Annotated in this window: 19 protein-coding genes and 1 pseudogene; 5 read left to right on the top strand and 15 right to left on the bottom strand. The window is 69.6% G+C overall.

Annotated elements, in window-relative coordinates; all coding sequences use genetic code 11:
- Positions 1 to 45 precede the first annotated feature (45 nt).
- From F4553_RS25875 to F4553_RS25865, 3 genes are read right to left on the bottom strand one after another with little or no spacing between them, the layout of a single operon-like run.
- Positions 46 to 1,221, bottom strand: coding sequence for a hypothetical protein (locus F4553_RS25875; RefSeq protein WP_184840130.1), 1,176 nt, complete (start codon positions 1,219 to 1,221; stop codon positions 46 to 48).
- A gap of 2 nt (positions 1,222 to 1,223) precedes the next feature.
- Positions 1,224 to 1,607: an SHOCT domain-containing protein gene (locus F4553_RS25870; RefSeq protein WP_184840128.1), complete on the bottom strand. Its 384-nt coding sequence runs from the start codon at positions 1,605 to 1,607 to the stop codon at positions 1,224 to 1,226.
- Positions 1,608 to 1,631: 24 nt separating this feature from the next.
- Positions 1,632 to 2,057 carry a DUF6325 family protein gene (locus tag F4553_RS25865; protein WP_184840126.1) on the bottom strand — a complete coding sequence of 142 codons (426 nt, stop codon included), beginning with the start codon at positions 2,055 to 2,057 and terminating at the stop codon, positions 1,632 to 1,634.
- A gap of 77 nt (positions 2,058 to 2,134) precedes the next feature.
- Between F4553_RS25865 and F4553_RS25860 the strand changes: the two genes are divergently transcribed.
- The gene (locus F4553_RS25860) at positions 2,135 to 2,719 is read left to right on the top strand and encodes an HdeD family acid-resistance protein (protein ID WP_184840124.1); all 585 of its coding nucleotides are present in this window, start codon (positions 2,135 to 2,137) and stop codon (positions 2,717 to 2,719) included.
- Here the strand turns inward: F4553_RS25860 and F4553_RS25855 are convergent.
- The 10 genes and pseudogenes from F4553_RS25855 to F4553_RS25810 all read right to left on the bottom strand — a co-directional run bounded on the left by F4553_RS25855 (position 2,695) and on the right by F4553_RS25810 (position 14,885).
- Complete coding sequence (locus F4553_RS25855; protein ID WP_184840121.1) at positions 2,695 to 3,519, bottom strand: patatin-like phospholipase family protein; 825 nt, start codon at positions 3,517 to 3,519, stop codon at positions 2,695 to 2,697. The genes F4553_RS25860 and F4553_RS25855 overlap by 25 nt on opposite strands.
- Before the next feature lie 130 nt (positions 3,520 to 3,649).
- A complete protein-coding gene (locus F4553_RS25850; RefSeq protein WP_184840119.1) occupies positions 3,650 to 4,873 on the bottom strand; it encodes an ABC transporter ATP-binding protein in 1,224 nt (407 codons plus the stop codon).
- Positions 4,874 to 5,071: 198 nt separating this feature from the next.
- Positions 5,072 to 7,687: a chitinase C-terminal domain-containing protein gene (locus F4553_RS25845; protein ID WP_184840117.1), complete on the bottom strand. Its 2,616-nt coding sequence runs from the start codon at positions 7,685 to 7,687 to the stop codon at positions 5,072 to 5,074.
- 527 nt (positions 7,688 to 8,214) lie between these two features.
- Positions 8,215 to 9,543: a S1C family serine protease gene (locus tag F4553_RS25840; RefSeq protein WP_184840115.1), complete on the bottom strand. Its 1,329-nt coding sequence runs from the start codon at positions 9,541 to 9,543 to the stop codon at positions 8,215 to 8,217.
- A 108-nt stretch (positions 9,544 to 9,651) separates the two neighbouring features.
- Positions 9,652 to 11,143: pseudogene (locus tag F4553_RS25835) on the bottom strand (sensor histidine kinase).
- On the bottom strand, positions 11,140 to 11,838 hold the full coding sequence (locus F4553_RS25830; protein ID WP_184840113.1) for a response regulator transcription factor: 699 nt from the start codon (positions 11,836 to 11,838) through the stop codon (positions 11,140 to 11,142). The pseudogene F4553_RS25835 and the gene F4553_RS25830 overlap by 4 nt, the downstream one beginning before the upstream one ends.
- Positions 11,839 to 11,916: 78 nt before the next feature.
- The gene (locus F4553_RS25825; RefSeq protein WP_184840111.1) at positions 11,917 to 12,510 is read right to left on the bottom strand and encodes a PadR family transcriptional regulator; all 594 of its coding nucleotides are present in this window, start codon (positions 12,508 to 12,510) and stop codon (positions 11,917 to 11,919) included.
- Entirely contained in the window at positions 12,507 to 13,289 is a 783-nt protein-coding gene (locus F4553_RS25820; protein ID WP_184840109.1) for a DUF4097 family beta strand repeat-containing protein, read from the bottom strand. The genes F4553_RS25825 and F4553_RS25820 overlap by 4 nt, the downstream gene beginning before the upstream one ends.
- Before the next feature lie 4 nt (positions 13,290 to 13,293).
- Positions 13,294 to 14,148, bottom strand: a complete 855-nt coding sequence (locus F4553_RS41935) for a lysophospholipid acyltransferase family protein (protein WP_184840107.1) — start codon at positions 14,146 to 14,148, stop codon at positions 13,294 to 13,296.
- Positions 14,145 to 14,885, bottom strand: coding sequence for a GNAT family N-acetyltransferase (locus tag F4553_RS25810; protein ID WP_184840105.1), 741 nt, complete (start codon positions 14,883 to 14,885; stop codon positions 14,145 to 14,147). Before F4553_RS25810 ends, F4553_RS41935 begins: the two co-directional genes overlap by 4 nt.
- Before the next feature lie 167 nt (positions 14,886 to 15,052).
- Here F4553_RS25810 and F4553_RS25805 point away from each other — a divergent pair, with 167 nt between their 5' ends.
- From F4553_RS25805 to F4553_RS25795, 3 genes are all read left to right on the top strand, one after another.
- Positions 15,053 to 15,721: a hotdog fold domain-containing protein gene (locus F4553_RS25805; protein ID WP_246466529.1), complete on the top strand. Its 669-nt coding sequence runs from the start codon at positions 15,053 to 15,055 to the stop codon at positions 15,719 to 15,721.
- 333 nt (positions 15,722 to 16,054) lie between these two features.
- Entirely contained in the window at positions 16,055 to 19,747 is a 3,693-nt protein-coding gene (locus tag F4553_RS25800; RefSeq protein WP_184840104.1) for a multifunctional oxoglutarate decarboxylase/oxoglutarate dehydrogenase thiamine pyrophosphate-binding subunit/dihydrolipoyllysine-residue succinyltransferase subunit, read from the top strand.
- 9 nt (positions 19,748 to 19,756) lie between these two features.
- A complete protein-coding gene (locus F4553_RS25795) occupies positions 19,757 to 19,939 on the top strand; it encodes a DUF6104 family protein (RefSeq protein WP_184840102.1) in 183 nt (60 codons plus the stop codon).
- Between the two features lie 80 nt (positions 19,940 to 20,019).
- On the opposite strand, the gene F4553_RS25790 is transcribed toward F4553_RS25795, so the two are convergent.
- Complete coding sequence (locus F4553_RS25790) at positions 20,020 to 20,961, bottom strand: zinc-binding dehydrogenase (protein ID WP_184840100.1); 942 nt, start codon at positions 20,959 to 20,961, stop codon at positions 20,020 to 20,022.
- A 177-nt stretch (positions 20,962 to 21,138) separates the two neighbouring features.
- On the opposite strand from F4553_RS25790, the gene F4553_RS25785 reads away from it, so the two are divergent.
- On the top strand, positions 21,139 to 21,873 hold the full coding sequence (locus F4553_RS25785) for a hypothetical protein (RefSeq protein ID WP_184840098.1): 735 nt from the start codon (positions 21,139 to 21,141) through the stop codon (positions 21,871 to 21,873).
- Between the two features lie 75 nt (positions 21,874 to 21,948).
- Here F4553_RS25785 and F4553_RS25780 read toward each other — a convergent pair whose 3' ends face one another.
- Positions 21,949 to 22,485, bottom strand: coding sequence for a thermonuclease family protein (locus F4553_RS25780; protein WP_184840096.1), 537 nt, complete (start codon positions 22,483 to 22,485; stop codon positions 21,949 to 21,951).
- Positions 22,486 to 22,539 lie beyond the last annotated feature (54 nt).

The following is a 22,539-nucleotide window of genomic DNA, read 5'->3' as shown; positions in this document are numbered from 1 at the left end:
CCGGGACGGAGAACGCGCGGCTGCGGCGATCAGGTGTCGCGCAGCCTACTCGGTCACCGCCAGATCGGTGCCCCGCGGCAACCGCATGATGAGCGTCAATGCGGCCGTGACCAGCGCCGCTATCCCGGTGACGAGGAAGGCCGTCGAGATCGAGGGCGCGCGCAGCAGCCACCAGATCATCCCGAAGGCGAGCACCAAGGCGATCGGCGTGTGCCAGCGGTCGACGAGGCCGCGCAGTGTCTCCTGTGGACCGATCGCACCGCCGACGGCGTCGAGCAGCCGGTTGACATTGCGGCGGAACGCGGTCGCGGGGCGGGACGGCCCGGCGAGCAGCGCCCAGACGATGCCGAGCAGGGCCACGACTGCGACGGTCTGGACCGCGGCGATGAGCACCGCCAGTACGGAGTTGTAGACGACCTCTCCGGCCTGCGGATTGGCGACCTTGCCCGCCACCTCGCCCCGGGCGTACCGGAAGGCCCCCAGCATCAGCACGAGCACGACGAGGGTGCAGCAGAGCCCGACGACGAGCCCGCGACGGTGGTTGGGTGCGAGCCAGACGGCGAGGCCGAGCAGGAGCAGCGCCACGATCGGCAGGATCGCGGTGATCTTCTTGAAGGCCGAGACGGACTGCTGGATCTGCGGCAGCCGGTCGATGTGGGCCACGGTGTAGGGGATGGAGACCGGTGGGATCTTCGCCGCGAGCCCGACGCCGTTGCTGACGAGCGTGCCCTGTACGGCGGCGAGCACGGTGCCGAGGTCGATGACGACGTCACCGTTCTGGCTGGTGACGAGGTCGGTGTCGGTGTCGGTCAGCAGGTTGGCGAGCTGCTGGTGGGCGACCCGGTTGGCATCGGTCCAGATCGTCTCGAACTGCGGCGACGCCACCACCTTGCCGACGATCCGGTGCACCTGGTCGGTGAACCAGGAGGCGATCGCGGGCCCGGCGAGGTTGGCGATCGCGTCGGCTCCCCGTACGTCGACCGAGTCGGCGAGCTGCTGGACCAGGCCGGGAACGTCGAGTCGGCGTACCACCTCGTCGGTGACGCGGTCGGTGACGGCCGCCTGGACCGCCGGGTCCGAAGCGAGCGGGGCGACGGTCGCCACGTAGGCGTCGGTGTCGAGCAGCTCCGACTCGGCGAAGCGAGCCGTCAGCGAGGCCCCGACCAGGACGGCGGCCACCACGAGGAGGACCACCGCCCCGGTCCAGCGCAGGAATCGCACGGTCAGGAGCCCAGCAGTTTGGCCTTGGCAGCGGCGAACTCGGCGTCGCTCAGCACCCCGCTCGCCTTGAGCTGGGCGAGCTGGTTGAGCTGGGCCATCATGTCCCCGCCGGGAGCGGCGGCAGGCGGAGCAGCCGCAGGCGGCGGTGCCTGCTGGGCGTTGAGCTGTGCCTGGAGCTGGGCGATCTGCTGCTGCTGGTCGTAGTCCTGCTGCTGCGCCGCCTGTTCGGCCGCAGCCTCGTCCGCGGCGGCCTGCTGCTTGCCCATCTGTCGTTTGTTGATGGCGTTGGCGGTGACGGTGGCCGTGCCGGCGACGACGGCCGTGCGGGCCATGGTGCCGATCAGTCCACCGGGACGCCGGACGACCAAGGGGCGTCGACGCATCATGATGATCTCCTCTGATAGGGGTGGTCAGGCGGTCTCTGCCGCCATGACCTCGTCGACGACGGGCCCGGGGATCCGCTCCGTGAAGACGACCTGGGCGCCGGAGTCGGCGAGTCGCTCCCGGATGCTGCGCAGCCAGGCGTGCTCGAAGATGAGGAACGCCGCCGTATGCCCAGGGTGCAGCTCCGCGCCGATGAGCTCGACGTCCTCCTGCCCGATCAGCCCGTCGACGGATTGGATGATGCGGTCGAGGGAGATGTACTCGTCGTTGACGAGGCCCGTCCCCAGCTCGAAGGACTCCAGCGTCCCGTCGGAGGCCTTGCGCACGAAGAGCACGTCGATGATCTCGACGATCCCGCCCTCCACCAGCTTCTTGAGCTCGTCGGCGAGTGCCGGACCCGGCACCTCGCCGGGGAACTCGACAACGACGAACTCCACTGCTCCGTGCGCCATCTGCGACTCCTTCCGTTGCTCATAGGCTAAACATGGCATTGGCCCCTTAACTGCGTTTTGCGAGATAGATTCGAATCATGGCTGATATCTACCGCGATGCCGACCTGGAGACCACGGCGCTCGCAGCCTGGCGCAAGATGGCCCTCGTCGGCGGGATCACCTCCATCGCCCTCGGCCTGGTGCTGCTCATCTGGCCCGAGCAGACGCTGCTCGTCATCGCCGCCCTCTTCGGGATCTGGCTGGTCATCCTCGGTGTCACCCGGCTCGCCGGTGCCGCCACCGACCGCGACAACGGCACCGGTGCCCGGGTGCTGGAGGGCGTGCTCGGGCTGGCGCTGGTCATCCTCGGCATCGTCTGCCTGGCTCACCTGATCGGCTCGCTCAAGGCGCTCGCCGTCCTCATCGGACTCATCTGGATCTTCGCGGGCCTCGTCGAGATCGCCTCGGTCTTCACCCGGCGGATGGGCGGCTGGCAGCGGGTCGGCACGTTCGTCTTCGGTGCTGTCAGCATCGTCGGCGGCCTCGTGGTGCTGCTCTGGCCGAAGCTCTCGCTCACCACACTGGTCTGGCTCACCGGGCTCTGGCTGATCATGCTCGGCGTCGTGCAGCTGATCCTCGCCTGGCGGGCCTCGTCGGCTCAGCGGCCGATCGCCGCCAGGTAGTCGCGGCTCGCCGTGTATGCCGAGCTGACCCGCCGTCCCAGTGCCGCCGTGTCGCGATAGGCCCACGGGTTGTCGTCGCGCTCGTCGCCGACTCCGGTGGGGAGCACATGCACGCGTACGCCGTCCGGCACCGCCGCCATCTCCCGCGCGAACCGGGCCCGGCGCCCGATCTCCATCGCGGTCTGCGCCACCTCCCACGGCCGGGTGGGCGGGGTGAGCGGCCGCTCCAGCCGCCCCACGTGCAGCACGTAGACCTCCTGCGCGCCCAGCTCCAGTGCACGCCCCACCGGGAGCGTGTTCACGATCCCGCCGTCGACGAAGTGCTCGCCGTCGATCTCGACCGGCGGCAGCAGCCCCGGCACCGCGGCGGCGGCGAGCACCGGATCGAGCAGCGGACCGGCGTGGAACCACACCTCCGCCGCCCGCTGGATGCTCGCCGTGCAGACGTGCAGCGGGACGGCCAGCTCCTCGAAGGTGCCCGGCAGCGCCCGGTCCAGCAGCCGCCGCAGCGGCGCGGGCGAGTGCAGATGGGTACGCGTGGCGAACCGCCGCAGCTGCCGAGGGATCGACTCGCCGTAGACCTCGCCCATCTCCGGCGTACCCCACAACCGCATCAGCAGGTCGGTGACCTCGGGAGCCGGATTCGCCGCGACGACGGCGCCGTTGATCGCGCCGATCGAGGTCGCGACGACGAGATCGGGGCGGATATCGGCGCGGAAGAGCGCGCGGAGCATGCCGACCTCCACACCGCCCAGCACACCACCGCCACCCAGCACGAACGCGACCGGAGCATCACCCATGCCCAGATCTTCACACAACTAGCTGCGGAGAGCAGTGATGATCGTCCCAACTCTTCAAGAGTTGGCCCTAAAGCAGGTCCGAACCAGCCAAGATCGCCGCAACTCTTGAAGAGTTGGTGCTAAAGCGGCGTTACCGCAGGCGGTAGCCGTTCCGGTCGAAGAGGAAGAGCCGGCGTAGGTCGACCTCGACGGCGAACGCCGATCCGATCGCGGGTCGGGCACCCGACGGCGCCCGCACCACCAGGTGGCGCAGCGGCTCCTCGGGCTCCTCGAACGCCGCCTCCGCCTGGCGCTGCCGAGGGATGGGGTTGAGCCGCCGACGCTCGACGACCGGCGCGGCCCGCTGCGGCGGCGGCAGCGCGACGAGGTCGGTCGCGACGTGGACCAGCAGCTCCGCGCCGAGGTCCTCGACGAACGCCACGGTCCCCCGCAGCACCGCACCCGCGGCGTCGACCGGGCACGGGCGCATGGCTTCGGATCGAAGCGCCACCGTCACCCTCTCGGTATGCCGGGCGACGAGCCCGGCGGCGGCAGGATCACTCGCCGGGATGACGATGCTCTGCGAGCCCATGTCGAGCTCCGCGGCGCCGTCCTTGCCCGCATAGACGGCGCCCTGGACCAGGGTCGTCTGAGCGGAGCTGACGAAGCTCGCCACGAAGACGTCGTCGGGGTCGGTGCGGACCTCCTGCGGGGTGCCGATCTGGTGCACCCGGCCGCGGTTGAGGACGACGATCCGGCTGGCGAGCATCAGCGCCTCGCTCTGATCGTGCGTGACATAGATCGTGGTGACACCGAGCCGCTTGGCGAGAGCGGCGATCTCCTCGCGCAGCGCGATACGCAGATGGGCGTCGAGCTGCGAGAGCGGCTCGTCGAGCAGGAACGCCCGGGGGCGGCGCACGATCGCCCGGGCCACCGCGACCCGCTGCCGCTGGCCGCCGGAGAGCTGATCGGGGCGCCGGTCGAGCAGGGAGCCGATGCCCAACTCGGCGGCGACCTCCGCGACCCGCTGCCGGTCGAGGACCTTCGTGCCCGCGGTCTCCGCACCGGAGGCGCCGAAGCGCATGGGCGCGGCGATGTTCTCCGCGACCGACATGTGCGGATAGGGGGCGAACTCCTGGAACACCATGGCGAGGCCGCGATCGCGCGCGGGGATCTGCGACGTGTCGACACCGTCGAGCAGCACCACACCCGAGGTCGGATCCTCAAGACCGGCGATCAAGCGCAGGATCGTGGTCTTGCCGCACCCCGTCGGGCCGAGCAGCGCGATGAATTCGCCCTGCTCGACGGTCATCGTGACGTGATCGACGACCATGCGTCGCCCGTAGGCCTTGGTGAGGTCACGAGTCTCGATCATCTTCACTGCCTCCTCGCCACCATCGTCGCCCTACTCATCGAGCAACGGAATGGCCAAACCGGGCAATCCTTCGACCCGAACGAAAAGGACCTTGAATGATCTCCGCCGCCAAAGCGACGGAAATCATTCAAGGTCCCGCGAAACGGTTTGGCGTTCCGGAGCCCCGGCGGCTCTGCCAGGGCTCCGGAACAGTCTTGGTCAGACCAGGAGCCAGAGCGCCGGTACGTTCGCCGGCTCCCAACCCACGATCGAGGTGTGCGGCTGGCGGCACTGGTAGGTCTTGCCGCCGTAGGTCACCCGGGCACCCGTCGCGTACGCCGTGTTGGGCGCCCAGGCCGGGTAGGCACTCGACACGCTGGGCGAGGGCGATGCCGACGGGGACCGGGACGGCGAGACGGACGGGGACGGCGAGGCCGACGGCGACTTCGAGGGCGACGGGGAGGCCGACGCGGACGGAGAGACCGAGGGCGATGCCGACGGCGAGACCGACGGCGACGGAGACGCGGTGCCGCCACACGGTCCCTGGTCGACCCAGACGCTCGCGACACCGGGCGTCTCACCCTGCGTCCACCACTGGGCCTTCCACTTGCGACCGTTGTAGGAGGCGAACTGCCCGCCGGTGTAGATCGTGCCCGGCAGCCACGGTGCGGCGTCGCACGGCGGAGCGGAGACGCTGGTGCTCGCGGAGGGGGAACCGCTCGGCGCCACCCCGCCCCGGGCGTTGTCGGCGCTCAGCGCGTAGGTCTGCCCGGCGAAGGTGAGCGTGTAGTTGGACGGGCTCGCGATCGGGAGCACGTAGTTCAGCGTCACCTGCGCCGTTGCCCCCGGCGCGATCGGTGCCGAACTCGGGATCGTGACGGTCGCGTGGTGGAAGTCGCCGCGCAGGCCGCCGATGTTGCTGCCGGTGTGGCCGGCCGTCACCGTCATCGGCCAGCCGGACTGCTGGGACATGTTGCCCGGCGCCGACGTGCCGTAGTCGAACTCGAGCACCGCACCACCGGGGATGGTGGTCGTCGAGTTGTTCTTCAGGGTGAGCTTCGGGTTGATCGGGTAGTTGGCGTCGCCGAGCGCGAAGCCCTCCAGCGTGACGCCGATGTCCAGCGTCTGCGTCGGCATGGTCCGGTTGGCCCGGCTCGCCCCGTACGCCGAAGCGGTCTTGAACTTGTCGTAGATCAGGTTCGTCAGCGTGTTGCCGATGAAGTACTGGCCCTTGCCGGAGTCGTAGGTGTAGTCGCCCGCGAGCTCCCAGATCATGATGCCGCCGATGCCCCGGCTGTTGACGTAGTCGGCCTTGACCCCGATGGACTGCTCGTCCTCGGTGGAGAGGAAGACCTTCTTCGTGCTGTTCCACAGCCACGGTGCGACGAGCGCCGAGGAGTAGTTGCGGGCGTAGGTGCCGGTGATCCGGTCCTCCGGGTCGGTCGCCGGAGTCAGGCCGTAAGCGGCCAGGTAGTCGCCGGTGATCCCGTTCTCCAGGTTCTTGGCGTGCCACATCGGGTTGGAGCCGGCCGGCTCCTCGGCGCCGTTGGAGAGCAGGTCGTGCCAGAGGTTGTCGATGCCGACCGCGCCGTCACCGCAGGGGCTCTGGGTGCCGACCGCGCAGCCGGACGTCTTGGCCGCCTTGCCCCACAGGCCGTTGGTGCCGCCGACGACGTTGCGGAAACCGCGCGTGTAATACGGCACGCCCACGTTGATCCGGCCGCTCTGCACCGCGCCGCGGAAGTAGTGGTAGGCCCAGTCGGTGTTGAGGTAGCCGATGTTCTGGTAGGCGCCGTAGACGCCCGCCCCGGCGAGCTCGGCGTCGTCACCGTTGTCGTAGAGCGCCGCGTTGGGGCCGACGAACTGGTTCCAGGCGCCGTGCAGGTCGTAGGACATGATGTTGATGTAGTCGAGGTACTGCGTGGCCTGGTAGGACTCCTCGCCGCGCAGCAGCCAGCCGGAGGCCGGGGCCGCGACGGTGACCATGTAGTACTTGCCGTCGGCCGCCGCGGCTGCGTCCAGCTTCTCCCGCAGCGTCTTCATCAGCTGCTGGTAGGAGCGGTTCAGCCCGGCCCGGCGCGAGTTGGCCTGCCCGAAGTCGAGCGGGTTGCCGGCGTCGGCGTTGGAGGTGGGGTACTCGTAGTCGATGTCGACGCCGTTGAAGCCGTAGGTCCGCACGAACGCCACGACCGAGTCGGCGAAGGTGTTGATGCCGGCGGTGTTGATCGAGTTGTCGGCGTTGGTGGTCATCCGGTAGAAACCGCCGGAGTCCTGGTGTACGCCGTTCTCGTCGAAGAAGCCGCCGGTCTCCGCCCAGCCGCCGACGCTGATCAGCGTCTTGACGTTGGGGTTGGCCTTCTTGTATTTGTTCAGCAGGTTGAAGTGGCCCGTGTAGGGGAACGCCGGGTCCATCTCGGCGCCCGCCACGCCCGGCCACGTCATGTTGGTGGCGGCGTTGTTGGCGGCGCTCGGGTTGCCGATCGAGATCTTGTTGCTGCCGTCGACGTGGGCGAAGGCGTAGTTGATGTGGCTTACCTTCTGCCACGGGATCTGGTTGACCAGGTAGGCCGGGGCGCCGTTCTTGCCCGTCCGCCAGCTCGTGAAGTAGCCGATGATGCGGCGCGGGTGGTCGGCGCCCATCGACTCACGCCCGTTGAGGTCGTAGGCGGCGCAGTAGGGCACCGCCACACCGGGGGTGCGGTAGAGCCCGTCGGGGCGACATGCGGTGTGGTCGACGGCCGAATTGGCCGTGCCGGCGAAGGACATGGCCATCGTCGCGGCCGCGAGGCCGGTGACCGTGGCAGTGAGCAGGTGGAGCAGAGATTTCCGCTTCATCTTTCACTCTCCCGAGTGGACGATCCCGTGATGAACCCTGGCTGGGGAACAACTCTGAACAAAGTTTTCTATTAACTTTGCTAAGAGATTAGGCGTGTGTCCAGGATCACGCAATAGTCCAAGGTCATTTGGCACCCTTGCCCATCCCTGGCGCCGAAGGCGCCGCGACACAGAGCTTCGCGGAGCGCGCCGCGGCGCCTGGGCTGAGGAGCACGCAAGCTTCGCGGAGCGAAGCGACCCGGGAACAGAGAGCTTCGCGGAGCGCGCCGCGGCGCCTGGACTGAGGAGCGCAGCGACGAGGGAAGGCGCCGCACAGGGCGCGCGGAGCGAAGCGACCCAAAAAAGGAGCGACGAGGGAAGACGCCGCACAGAGGCGCGCGGGAGCGAAGCGACCCAGAAACAGCGGCCAGAAACAGAGGCGGGGCGGTGGAAGACGGCAACCTCGAACCCCCTCCGGGGTTGCCGTCCTCCACCGCCCCATGGGGAGGAGAAGAGTCAAGCTGTGCGGGCTGTGCGCCCCACTATCTTTAGGACGTCACGCCGAGCGTTACGGTTGCCGTCAACGGCGCACCATCTCGGGTGATCGTCAGCTGGATCTGGTCACCGGACTTGTGACCCTGGATCGATGCGACGAGCGCCTCGGAGTCGACGATGGGCTTGCCATCGATCTTCGTCACGATGTCGCCGACCTTGAGCCCGGCCTTCTCGGCCGGTCCGCCGCCGGTCAGCTCGCTGATGACGGCGCCGCCCTTCTCGTCGGTCGTCACCTTGACGCCGAGGAAGGCGTGGCTGACCTTTTCGCCCTTCTGGAGCTGGTCGGCGATCGCCTTCGCCTTGTCGCTCGGGATCGCGAAGCCCACGCCGATGTTGCCCTCGCTGCCGCCGTTGGTCGCGATCGCCGAGTTGATGCCGACGACCTCGCCCTTCGTGTTGACGAGCGCGCCACCGGAGTTGCCCGGGTTGATCGCGGCGTCGGTCTGCAGCAGGCCGGTCATCGTCGTGCCGCTGATGGTGATGTTGCGGTCCTTGGCGCTGATGATGCCCTCGGTCACCGAGCCCTCCAGGCCCAGCGGCGAGCCGATGGCGAGAACCGTGTCACCGACGAGGATCGCGCTGCTGTCGGCGAATTTCGCTGGGGTCAGCTTCGTCGACTCGGCCTTGACCACGGCGAGATCCGACCGGGGGTCGGTGCCGACGATCGTGGCGTTGATCTTCGAGCCGTCGCTGAGCACGACCGTCACGGTCTTGCCGCGGGCACTGGCGACCACGTGGTTGTTCGTGACGATGTAGCCGTCGGCCGTCATGACGACGCCCGAACCCTCACCGCCCTCGGTCTTGATCGAGACGACGCTCGGCTGGACTGCTGCGGCGATGCTCGCCAGCGACGTCCGGTCGATCGCCGGGGCGGCCTGGACGGTCGTCGTGTTGACCACGTCCTTGTCGCCGAAGAAGTTGGCGCCGACGACGCCGCCGACCAGGCCCGACGAGATCGACAGGATCGCGGCTGCCGCGACTCCCGCCAGGATCTTGCCGAACGGGCGGGGCTTGGGCGCGGCGGGCATCGCCCAGGCGGGCGGGGTGCCCGGCGGGACGGTGCCGTCATAGCCACCCGACAGCGGGGTGGCGGCCGGGTAGGCCTGGTATCCGGCGGCGGGCTGCGGCTGCGAGCCGTAGACCGGCTGCTGCGCGGTCACCGGCTCGGCAGCCGGTACGGGCTGCGCTGCGGTCACCGGCACCGCGGCGGCGGGCTGCGCGTCGGCGGCCGGCCGCTGCCAGGCCGCTCCGGAGTCGGTCGAGGCGGGCTCGTTCGACTGCGGTCGAGTCGACGGCTCCGGCATGTTCTGCGGTTCGGTCATGTCCATCAGTCTTCCCGGTCTATCTTGCGGACCTCTGTAACTAACCTGAAACTCGGCTGAGAATCACAATCTCTGGCGCTATTTCCCGACTCCTGCCGGGAGGTTGCACTACGGGTGATCTGCGTAGGAGTCGACCTCGTCGTCCAGCGGCAGCCGAACGCGGAAGGTCGCGCCCTGTCCCGGCGTCGAGTCAACCTCGACCGTTCCTTCGTGCGCGGCAACGAGAGCGGCGACGATCGCCAGTCCGAGCCCCGTGCTCATGGATCCGTCGGCCTTCCTCGTCCGGGCCGCGTCGGCGCGGTAGAACCGTTCGAAGACGCGGTCGCGCTGCTCCGGATCGAGACCCGGACCCTCGTCGGTGACCTCGATCACTGCGTAGCCCGGCTCACCGGGCTCCGCGCGGAGGGCGAGCTTTATCGGCGTCCCGGCGGGGGTGTGTGCCATGGCGTTGCTCATCAGGTTGCCGATCACCTGGCGCAGGCGGGCGTCGTCGCCGTTGACGACGAGCTGCCCCGCGTCGGGCGCGGTGACCAGGTCGATCTGCCGGTCGGCCGCGACCACCCGCGCCGCCTGCACCGCCTCCATCGCGAGCACCCGCAGCTCCACCGGCTGGTGGCGCAGCGGCCGCTCCCGGTCGAGCCGGGCGAGCAGCAGCAGGTCCTCGACGAGCAGGCCCATCCTCGCGGCCTCGTCCTCGATCCGCTTGACGACCTCGGCGACCTTCTCCGGCGACGTCACCGCGCCCTGCCGGTAGAGCTCGGCGAAGCCGCGGATCGTCGTCAGCGGCGTACGCAGCTCGTGCGAGGCGTCGGCGACGAATCGCCGCATCCGGTCCTCGGAGATGCGGGCGTCCGCCTCCGACGCGGCCCTGTGCGGTGAAGGCCGCCTCGACCTGCGAGAGCATCGAGTTGAGCGACCGGGCCAACGAGCCGACCTCGGTCCGCGGATAGGCGGCGCCCGCCTCCGGGTCGGGTACGCGCTGCGTCAGGTCCCCCTCGGCGATCTTCCCCGCCGTCCGCTCGATCGCGCTGAGCGGCCGGAAGCTGCGCCGGATGAGTTCGGTGCCGATCGTCGCGGCGAAGAGCAGCACCGAGATCCCGCCGTAGACATTGATCCACATAAGCTGCTGCAGGGCCTTGTCCAGGTCCCTCGTGCTCATCGCGATGACGAGGAGCCGGTTGCCCGGCAGCTTGGTGACCTTGACGCGCCAGTGCGACTTGCCGTCACCGGAGGCGACGGTGAAGGGGTCGCCCGCCCGGTTCGCCAGCGAGATCAGGTTGTCGGGGAAGTCGGGGTACTGCGACCGCTTCGCCGACGTGATGTCGCGGGGCCATGGCACTTCGCCGTCGAGGTTCGGACCGATGGTGACGAAGTATCCGGGATTGGAATAGCCGTCGGAGGCGCCCAGCACGCGGGCGACCTCCTCGGTGCTGCGGTTGCCGGCATCCTCGCTGAGCTGGTCGTCGATGTGGTCGGTCATGTAGCGGCGCATCGCCATCGTGCTCGCGATGCCGATCAGACCGATCGCCACCGTGAGGAGGGCGAGCACCAGCACGATCAGCTTCGTCCGCAGCGGCACCCGCTGAAGTCGATCTTTCATGCGGAGGGCTTCCGCAGGACGTAACCGACACCTCGCAGCGTCTGGATCAGCCTCGGTTCCACCGAGTCGACCTTGCGGCGCAGGTAGGAGATGTAGGACTCGACGATGTTGTCATCACCGCGGAAGTCGTAGTTCCAGACGTGGTCGAGGATCTGCGCCTTCGACAGCACCCGGTTGGGGTTGAGCATGAGGTAGCGCAGCAGCTTGAACTCGGTTGGCGAGAGCTGCACCCGGTGGCCGCTGCGGAAGACCTCGTGCGTCTCCTCGTCCAGCGTCAGGTCCGCGAACTCCAGCTGCGGCGACGCGGCCTCACCCGCCGTGCGGCGCAGCACCGCACGGATCCGCGCGGTGAGCTCCTCCAGGCTGAAGGGCTTGGTCACGTAGTCGTCGCCACCGAGGGTCAACCCCCGGATCTTGTCCTCCGTCGCGTCGCGCGCGGTCAGAAAAACCACGGGGGTACGCACACCCTCGGCCCGCATCCGCCGGATGACCTCGAATCCGTCGAGGTCGGGCAGCATCACATCGAGCACGACGAGATCCGGACGGCGCTCGGTGAAGGCGGCGACACCCTCACTGCCACTCGTCGCCGTGCGCACCTCGAAGCCGGCGAACCGTAGGCTCGCGCTGAGCAGCTCGACGATATTGGGGTCGTCCTCGACCACGAGCAGCTTCGCCTCGACCTGTGCGGAATTCATGGGTCCATTGAACCCACAGCATCTGCGCTATCGCTGCGACTCTCCTGAGAGAAAACTGTGTGGGTGAGCAGAACCACCTCAACGCAGGAGATCGCGCAGCGTTCTCAGCGTGGAGTCTAGGGCTGCGGTCACCGCCCGGCTACGGCCGGGATCGGGCTTGGCACGGGCGATCAGGCCCCGCGCCTCATCGGTGAACGCATCCAGCTGCCGCTGCAGGTCGGCGTTGCCGGCCGACGCCTCGACGGGGTTTCGTGCCTGGATGACCGGGCCGCCCCGGTTGACGGCCCGGGTCTGCTCGCGCAGCTGTCGTCGCGTGTCGCGGACACCACCGCGGACCTGCTGGGCTATCTCCTCCGCATAGCCGGTGAGGTCGCTGAGGGAGGCCTCGATCTCGGCGGCGAGCGCAGCGACCTCGCTCGCCCGTGCGGTGAGTTCCGCTTCACCGGCGGGGGTGATGGCGTATGTCTTGCGGCCGCCGGCCTCGACGTGGGTGACCAGCCCTTCGGTCTCCATCCGGGCCAGCCGGGGATAGATCGTGCCCGCGCTCGGGACATAGAGGCCCTGGAAGCGCTCCTCCAGCAGCCGCATCAGCTCATAGCCGTGCTTGGGACCCTCCGCCAGCAGGGTCAGCAGGTAGAGGCGCAGCCGCCCGTGCGAGAAGACCGGGGTCATCCGAGCTCGTCCGATCCGAGGCCGGCGAGCAGCGAGACGTCACCGCTGGTCGTCGCGGCGGTGAGCTTGCCGGTCCCCCGGCCGAGCACGCCCTCGGCGTGGTTGGTGAAGACCTTGGCGCCCGGGTCGACGATCTCGGCGAAGGAGCTGGTGATGCGGCCCGACGCGGTCCGCAGCGCGACGGCGAGGTCGCTCTCGGCCGGGATCCGCAAGGTGATGTCGCCGGAGATCGTGTGGAAGGCGAGCTCGGTGTGGAGGGGCTCGTCCAGGTCGCAGGTGATCGTCCCGGAGATCGTCTTGCCGCGGACCTTGCTCGCGGACGACTCCGCGAGGGCGAGATCACCGGAGACCGTCTGCATGGAGAGCTCGCCGCTGACCCGCATCGCCTCCACGTCGCCCGAGACGAGCTTGACGGTGGTGGTGCCGCCGACGCCGAGCAGGCTGATCCGCCCCGACGTGACATTGACGCTGGTGCTGGCCCGCAGGCCCGAGACCGTGACGTTGGCCTCGTTCATCCGCAGGTCGACGACGGTCTGCGGCGGCACGCCGATGGTGATCTCGGATCGCCGCTTCGCCCATCGCCGCCACGACAGGTGGGCGAGCCAGCGCCGGCCACGACCGTGGCGCAGGCGCAGCCGCCCGTTGTCTGCCGTGAGCCGGAGCTTCGTGCCACCGGAGTCGTTGACCTCCACCCGGCACGGCCCCGGGGCGGCGACGATGTTGAGCCGCCCCTTGACCAGCCACACCTCGAGCCGGTCGACCGGCTCGTGGATGGTCAACCGCTCAGGATCCGTGATAGTCCGGTGCACCACTGAAGCGTAGCGGCACTCGCGATACATCGCGAGTTGCCTGCTGAGCGATCATCACGGGTGGCGCGTTGCGCACCGTGACCTCCGCCAGCCGAGCCAGGGCCCGGCGATCCGTCTCCGGCTCGGCGAAGAGCGACCGCCCCGCGCTGGCGGTGATCGTCAGCTCCCGGGTACGCGCCATCCGCCGCAGCGAAGCCATCAGGGTGTCCTGCCCGACGAACGCCGCCACGGTGCTCTCCACCCCGCCGACCCGGAATCCGAGCGCGACCGGGGTCACCCGGGCACCGGCGTCCACCGCGGCCTGGAAGAACGCCGGGCGCATCGGTACTCGGCAAGCACCGCAGGTCGTCGTCGCCTCGGGGAAGACCACGACCGTGCCGCCCGCACGGAGCGCCGCGGCGACCCGGTCCACGGCACCCGGCAGGCCCCTCGGTGACGAGCGGTCGATGAAGATCGCGCCCATCGTGGCGGCGAGCGAGCCGATCACCGGCCAGCCCCGCACCTCCCGCTTCGAGACGAGGCGGGCCTTTCCGTCCAGCGCCATCATCAGGACCACGTCGACCCAGGAGACGTGGTTCGCGACGAGGAGTCCGGGGCGGAACTTTCCGCGTACCACCAGGCGAAGCCCCAGCGACGCGAGCAGGGCGCGCGAGAACGCCTTGACCACCGCGGGCCTGCGTGCCACGAACGGCTTCGCCAGGACGAACGCGAGCAGCAGCACGAAACCGGCGCTGAGCCGGGCCCAGTAGCGCAGCAGTGACACACGCTGCGTCGCGACCGGCAGGCAGTGGTCGCCGCAGTCGCTCGTCGGATCCCACAGCGAGCTCATACCGATTCGATCCCGAAGTGCCTGAGGTATTTCGAGTCGATCCGGTCCAGGTTGAGCAGCACGTAGAAGTCGGCGCAGTCGAAGTCCCGGTCGTAGGCCGGCTCGCCGCACACCCAGGCACCGAGCCGCAGGTAGCCCTTGAGCAGCGGGGGCACGGCGACCCGGCCCACCGGCTCCGCCGACGGCAGCCAGGGGGCGTGCGGGGTGACCCGGAGCTCCGGCGGGCTGAGGTGCTTCTGCGTCAGCCCGCGTACGCCGGCCGCCGTCACGCCGCCGTCGGCGAGCGGGACCGAGGCGCACCCGCCGAGCCAGCGGTGCCCGCCGCGGGCCAAGTAGCTGGCGATCCCCGCCCACATGATGTTGATGACCGCGCCGTTGCGGTGGTCGGGAGCCACGCAGGAGCGGCCCGCCTCGACCAGCTTGTCGCGCAGCACCGTGAGGCCGCCCATGTCGAACTCGGTCTCGGCGTAGCGGCGGCCGAGCCAGACCGCGCGCTGCGGCGGCAGCAGCCGGTAGGTCCCGACCACCTCACCGGACGCGTCGTGGCGCACGACGAGGTGATCGCAGTAGGCGTCGAACTCGTCGACGTCGGACCCGGCGACCTCGGAGTGCAGGGTGGCACCGAGCTCCTCGGCGAAGACCTGGTAGCGAAGCTTCTGTGCGGCTTCGACCGTGGCCGCATCGCTGGCGATGAGCGCCGAATATCCCGTCGGCGCCGCGGTCAACAGAATTGTCATGCGCCCTGTGTAAGGGCCCCCAGCAGCTACGGCGTGTCGGCTTGACCCCACCAACATGACCACAACATGAAGCTCTGTTGTTGGTCGTGACGTTGCCCCGTCCATCGATCCGCAACGCACCGGGGCGCCGTGGTGCCGACGACGGCCCACCAGCCAATAATGGGGCGATGGGAAAGCGGAAGCTGATCGTGACGGGGCGGTTCAACGGGCCGCCGACCTCGGGAAACGGCGGCTACACGGCTGGGCTGCTCGCCGGGGAACTGCCGAGCGGCCCGGCGACGGTGACGCTGCGCCTGCCGCCGCCGCTCGACACGCCGATGGTGGTGGTCCAGGCGGAGCCCGGCAAGGTCGAAATGCGCGACGGGGATGCGGTCGTCGCGACCGGCAAGGCGGCGACCGAGCCGCTCGACGCGGCACCCGCCTTCGCCGACCCGGCCGCCGCCGGGCCCTACGCGGGATTCACGGACCATCCGTTCCCGACCTGTTATGTCTGCGGTCCGGATCGCGCCGCCGGTGACGGGCTGCGCATCTTCCCCGGCCGGATTCCCGACGGTCGGACGGCCGCGAGCTGGCACGTCCCGGGTGACGTGAATGCGACAACGATCTGGGCCGCGCTGGACTGCCCCGGTGGCTGGGCACTGATCGCCCCCGGCCGGCCGTATGTGCTCGGCCGGATCAGCGTCGCGATCAACGTGCTGCCCCGACCCGGCGAGGAGTGCGTCATCATCGGCGAGACCGTGGGAACGCAGGGGCGCAAGGGGTTCGTGCGCAGCGCGCTCTACACGCCGACGGGTGTGCTTCTCGCACACTCGAACGCCACCTGGATCTCCGTCTGACACCGCAGGCTGTTGTTTCCGGCGCGCCCTGCGGGGCTCCGGTCGCTGCGCTCCCTGCACTCCTCATGCCAGCCAGGCAGTTGTTTTGGCGCGCCCTGCGGGGCTCCGGTCGCTGCGCTCCCTGCACTCCTCATGCCAGCCAGGCAGTTGTTTTGGCGCGCCCTGCGGGGCTCCGCTCGCTGCGCTCCCTGCACTCCTCGTGCCAGCGCCGTGTGAGGCGCGACACCTGATGACCACCGTGCGCTGAGTAGTGGGGCAGGCGCGTAGCCTGGACACGGCCTTAACCCACACTCAGCGCTTGGCTGCGATTCCCACAAGAGGGCGAGAGCGAACGTGTCGACCCAGCACACCTCGGACAACCCCCTGGCCAGCTTCGGTCCCAACGAATGGATCGTCGAGGAGATGTACCAGCGGTACCTCACCGATCCGGCCAGCGTCGATCCTGCGTGGCACGACTTCTTCGCCGACTACAAGCCGGCCGGTGATGCCGCTCCCGCGTCCACCAAGGCGGCGGCAGCGCCCGCGGTGACTCCGGCTCAGGCCGCACCCGCCGCAGCCGCCGCGCCCGCCGCCACACCCGCCGCCCCGCCCCCGGCCCCCGCTCCGGCGAAGGCTGCCGCCGCGGCCCCCGCGAAGGCCGCTCCCGCCAAGGCCGCACCGGCGCAGGCAGTGCCCGCCGGTGGGACGACGGTCCCGCTGCGCGGTGTCGCCAGCAAGATCGTCCAGAACATGGACGCGTCGCTGGCGGTGCCGACCGCGACGAGCGTCCGCGCCGTCCCGGCCAAGCTCCTCGCCGACAACCGCATCGTGATCAACAACCATCTCGCCCGCGGTCGCGGCGGGAAGGTCAGCTTCACCCACCTCATCGGGTACGCGCTGGTCAAGGCCCTCGCCGCGCACCCGGAGATGAACAACTCCTTCGCCGAGGTCGACGGCAAGCCGGTGATGGTCGTGCCGGAGCACGTCAACCTGGGCATCGCCATCGACCTGCAGAAGCCCGACGGCTCGCGCACCCTCGTGGTGCCGTCCATCAAGGGCTGCGAGCTGATGGACTTCCGCCAGTTCTGGGCCGCCTATGAGGACACCGTCCGCCGGGCCCGCCGCAACGAGCTGACGATGGACGACTACACCGGGACGACCTTCTCGCTGACCAACCCCGGCGGCATCGGCACGGTGCACTCGCAGCCGCGCCTCATGGTCGGCCAGGGCACCATCATCGGCGTCGGCGCCATGGAGTACCCGGCGCCCTTCTCCGGCATGAGCGAGACCCAGCTCGCCGAGATGGCCGTCAGCAAGATCGTGACGCTGACCAGCACCTACGACCACCGGATCATCCAGGGCGCGCAGTCCGGCGAGTTCCTGAAGGTCGTGCACGAGCTGCTCATCGGCGACGAGTTCTACGACGAGCTCTTCACCTCGCTGCGGATCCCCTACGAGCCGGTCCGCTGGGTCACCGACATCGCGCACACCTCCGAGGGCCAGATCGACAAGGCGGCCCGGGTCGTCGAGCTCATCCGCGAATACCGCGTGCGCGGCCACCTGATGGCCGACACCGACCCGCTGGAGTTCGAGATCCGCAAGCACCCGGACCTCGACATCCGGGAGCACGGCCTGACCCTGTGGGACCTCGACCGGTCGTTCCCGGTCGGCGGTTTCGCCGGCAAGCAGAAGATGAAGCTCCGCGACGTCCTCGGCGTCCTGCGCGACTCCTACTGCCGCCGCATCGGCATCGAGTACATGCACATCACCAGCCCCGAGGAGCGCGACTGGATCGCGGGCCGGGTGGAGAGCAAATACACCAAGCCGACCCGCGAGGAGCAGCAGCACATCCTCAACCGGCTCAATGCCGCCGAGGCCTTCGAGACCTTCCTCGCCACCAAATACGTCGGCCAGAAGCGCTTCTCGCTGGAGGGCGCCGAGTCGGTGATCCCGATGCTCGACGAGGTGCTGCAGAGCTCCGCCGAGGCGGCTCTCGACGAGGTCGTCATCGGCATGGCCCACCGTGGACGCCTCAACGTGCTCGCCAACATCGTGGGCAAGCCGTACGAGAAGATCTTCAACGAGTTCGAGGGCCACCTGGACCCGAAGTCCGCCCAGGGGTCCGGCGACGTGAAATACCACCTCGGCATGACCGGCAAGTTCACCTCGCCGGACGGCCAGCACGGCGTGACGGTCTCCCTCGCGGCGAACCCGTCGCACCTGGAGGCGGTCGATCCGGTGCTGGAGGGCATCGTGCGGGCCAAGCAGGACCGCCTGGACCTGGGCCTGGAGGGCTACACGGTGCTGCCGGTGCTGGTGCACGGCGACGCCGCCTTCGCCGGGCAGGGCGTGGTCGCCGAGACGCTCAACCTGTCGCAGCTGCGCGGTTACCGCACCGGCGGCACGGTCCACATCGTCATCAACAACCAGGTCGGCTTCACCACCGCCCCGGAGTATTCTCGGTCGTCGCTCTACTGCACCGACGTGGCGCGGATGATCCAGGCGCCGATCTTCCACGTCAACGGCGATGACCCCGAGGCCGTCGTCCGGGTGGCCCGCCTCGCCTTCGAGTACCGCCAGGCCTTCAACAAGGACGTCGTCATCGACCTCGTCTGCTACCGCCGGCGCGGTCACAACGAGGGCGACGACCCGTCGATGACCAACCCGCTGATGTACCAGATCATCGACACGAAGCGCTCGACCCGCAAGCTCTACACCGAGGAGCTGATCGGCCGGGGCGACATCACCGTCGCCGAGGGCGAGGAGGCGCTGCGCGACTTCCAGCAGCAGCTCGAGACCGTCTTCAAGGCGACCCGGGCCTCGGCCTCGTCGCCCGCGACGATGAAGCGCTCGCGGGAGCCGCAGGCCGAGCCGATCGTGGCGACCGCGGTCAGCGCCGAACTCGTCGCGCAGATCGGCCAGGCGCACGTCAACCTGCCCGAGGGCTTCACCCCGCACAAGCGGGTGCAGCAGCTGCTCGACCGCCGGGCCAAGATGTCGGTCGAGGGCGACATCGACTGGGGCTTCGCCGAGATCATCGCGTTCGGCTCGCTGCTCGCGCAGGGTGTCACGGTCCGGCTCTCGGGTCAGGACTCACGCCGGGGCACCTTCGTGCAGCGGCACGCGGCGATCGTCGACGCGCAGACCGGCTCGGACTTCCTGCCGGTCACGGCGGTGGCGACGGGCGACGCCCGCTTCCACGCCCACGACTCGCTCCTGTCGGAGTACGCGGCCATGGGCTTCGAGTACGGCTACTCCGTCGAGAACCCGGACGCGCTCGTGCTCTGGGAGGCGCAGTTCGGCGACTTCGTCAACGGCGCGCAGTCCATCGTGGACGAGTTCGTCTCGTCGGGCGAGGCCAAGTGGGGCCAGCAGTCGTCGGTGACGCTGCTGCTGCCGCACGGCCACGAGGGCCAGGGACCCGACCACACCTCGGGCCGCCCGGAGCGCTACCTCCAGCTCTGCGCCGAGGACAACATCCGCGTGGTCATCCCGACCACCCCGGCCAACCACTTCCACCTGCTGCGCCGCCAGGCGCTCACGTCGAAGCGCAAGCCGCTCGTGGTCTTCTCGCCCAAGTCGCTGCTGCGCCACAAGCTCGCCGTCTCGTCGGTCGCCGACTTCACCACCGGCACCTTCCAGCCGGTGATCGGTGAGACCGCGGCGCTCAACCCGACCGACGTCAAGCGCGTGATCCTGTGCTCGGGCAAGGTCTATTACGACCTGGTCCAGGCGCGGTCCGAGCGTGGCATCACCGACACCGCGATCATCCGCCTGGAGCAGCTCTACCCGCTCCCGGTCGAGGAGGTGCGGGCGCAGCTCGCCGCCTACCCGGGTGCCGAGGACTGGGCGTGGGTCCAGGAGGAGCCGGCCAACCAGGGCGCGTGGTCGTTCGTGGCGCTCAACCTGCTGGAGCACCTCGACGGCGTCCGGCTGCGGCGGATCTCCCGCCCGGCGGCTGCGGCACCGGCGGTCGGCTCGGCGAAGCTGCACGACGTGGAGCAGGCTGCCCTGCTCGACGCCGCGCTGCCGAAGCTCAACGGCTAGGCTCCGCCGATGTACTTCACGGATCGCGGCATCGAGGAGCTCGTCGAGCGGCGCGGTGACGAGTCGCTCGCCGTCGAGTGGCTCGCCGAACGCCTGCGCGACTTCGTCGACGGCAACCCGGAGTTCGAGACCGCCGTCGAGCGCCTGGCGACCTACCTGGCCCGCTACGACGCAGACGACGACCTCGACTGACCCTCGTTACGTTTTGCAGCAAAGCGGGCCCATTCTCGCGAGAATGGGCCCGCTTTGCTGCAAAACGTGGCAGGGGTTGATCAGTGGCGGATGACGATCTTGCCGAAGATGTCGCCGGTGGCGAGGCGCTCGAAGGCGGAGCGGGCATCGGCGAAGTCGAAGGTCGAGTCGATCACCGGCTGGACACCCCGGTCCGCGACGAGCTGGACGAGCTCGTCGAGCTCGAGCTGCGTACCCATCGATGATCCTAGGATTTCGAGCTGGAGCGCGAAGATCCGGCGCAGGTCGACGCTGGCCAGGTGGCCGGAGGTCGCGCCGGAGACGACGATGCGGCCGCCGGGCGCCGCGCACTTCATCGAGTGCTCGAACGTCGCGGCACCGACCGTCTCGATCACCACGCCGACCCGCTCGGGCAGCTTGGCGCCGGGCGCCAGGGCGGTCGCACCGAGGGCGGCGATCCGCTCCCGCTTCGCCTCGTCGCGGCTGGTCGCGTAGACCCGCTTGCCCAGCGCGTGCGCCAGGATCACCGCGGCCGTCGCCACCCCGCCGCCCGCGCCCTGGACCAGCACGGCGTCGCTGTGCTTGACCCGGCCCCGAGCCAGCATCGAGTACGCCGTGAGCCACGCCGTCGGCAGCACGGCGGCGTCGGCGTCCGAGATGGACTCCGGCAGCACGACGAGGTTGCCCGCCGGGATCGCCAGCCGGTCGGCGAGGGTGCCCTGGTGCCGCTCGGAGAGGAGCGAGTAGCCGCGCGGATCGGCGGGATCGGGCACCACGGAGTGCACCAGCACCCGGCTGCCGTCCTCGGCGATGCCGACTGCGTCACACCCCAGGATCATCGGCAGGCGGTCGGTGGGAAGCCCGACACCGCGCAGCGACCAGAGGTCGTGGTGGTTGAGGGAGGATGAGGTCACCCGGACGGTGGTCCAGCCCTCCGGTTCCACCGGATCGGGCCGCTCGCCGACGACGAGCCCGGCCAGTGGATTCTCAGGATTGATCGACTCCGCAAAGATCGCTCGCATGTTTTCCGACGCTAGCAGCAACCTTTTGCCGTGGCTGCGATGTATCTAACGTAGGCGGCAATTCCCCGGACGAACCCCGCCGGGGCTCGGTCGCTGCGCTCCTCCTCCGCGTGCCGTCGTGGAGTATCGTCGCCAACTGCCGCTGCTCGACGTGCCTGCTCTCGAAGGAGACACCAGATGGACTTCGATGAATTGAGGGCCGCCCGGCACCGCCAGCGCATCCGCGCGGTGGTGAGCGCGGCGACCGTGGGTACGGTGACGCTGATCGGCTCCCTCTCCCTCGGTGCCGCGCCCGCCTTCGCCGACCCGGAGCCCGCGACCCGGTCGAGCACGCTGCAGCTCGGCGGCACGAAGCAGCCTTCGGAGCCGCTGCCGGAGCGGGAGCCCACGGCCGCCTATCCCGAGCCGATCCCGGCACCGGGGGCCGAGGGCGTGACGGTCTACGGCCAGCACTCCCCCGCGGCCCGGCGCGGTCAGGCGCGACTCGCTCGCGGGCTGGCCGACTTCGTCGCCCGGCTCGCCCCGAGCGCGACGATCGACTCCTATCAGGACCAGCGGGGCGCGGAGATCCTCGGCGGCCACGCCGGCGGCGCGGTGCTCCGGGATGCCCAGGGCACCGGCCGGCTCGCGATCAGCGTGGGCCTGCGGCTGCCCGGCGGCTCCCCGGCCGCAGTCCGTGCCGCCTCGACCCATCAGGCCCGGCAGGGGCCGCACGGCGAGCAGATCGAGATCTATACCTCGGCGGTGGCCGGCCGGGTCGACTACACGGTTCACGCGTGGTCGGGCGACACCTTCGTCGAGGCAACCGCCGACAACCACGGCGGCAGCGGCGCGGCGACCCGGCCGACCCCGTTCGTCACGGTCGACCAGCTCATCGAGATCGCCTGCCACCCCACCCTCCACCGCACCTAGCCAAGATCATCACGTTTTGCAGCAAAGCGTGGCCTCGCTTCGCGAGATGGCCACCCTTTGCTGCAAAACGTGATGCTAGGCGGGGCAGGCGGACCAGAGGCCCTTGTTGGCGGCCTGGGCTGCGGCGACCACCTCGTCGATCCGCTTGTTGTAGCGGTCGTTCGGCGGGATGTGCAGCGGCCTGGCGTAACCGCCCGCCGCGAGGTCCTCGTTGATGAACGACGACTTGTCGGTCCACGCCCAGACGAGGTAGCGGTTGAAGTTGTCGAGCTTCTGCTGGTCGGCGAGGATGTGCAGCTTCGCCCCGGCGGGCGCCAGCGTGAGCAGCCGCCGGTAGGCGTCGGTGGCGTAGCACTGCGCCTGCCGGTCCTCGCCGCCGTGCACCTCGGGCGCGTCGATGCCGAGCAGCCGCAACTGCACCGGCTCCGTGGTCTTGACGACCGGTCCATTGGCGTTGACCGCGTGGACCTGCAGCGAGTCGCCGTCGATCGCGTGATCGACGATGACCTCCTGGGTGTTGGGCGGCAGCGCCGGAGTGATGACGGCGCTCTCCTCGGGGTCGGAGTGGTACCAGACGAACCACCACGCACCGGCCACGAGCAGCGCGGTCACGATGAGTCCGATGAAAGTGTCCCGGGCCCGGTTCTTCCGAGTTTGCGTTGCAGC

Origin of the sequence: Allocatelliglobosispora scoriae, assembly GCF_014204945.1 — a bacterium.
In the GTDB taxonomy this organism is placed as follows: domain Bacteria; phylum Actinomycetota; class Actinomycetes; order Mycobacteriales; family Micromonosporaceae; genus Allocatelliglobosispora; species Allocatelliglobosispora scoriae.
This window is presented reverse-complemented; position numbering and strand designations above follow the sequence as displayed.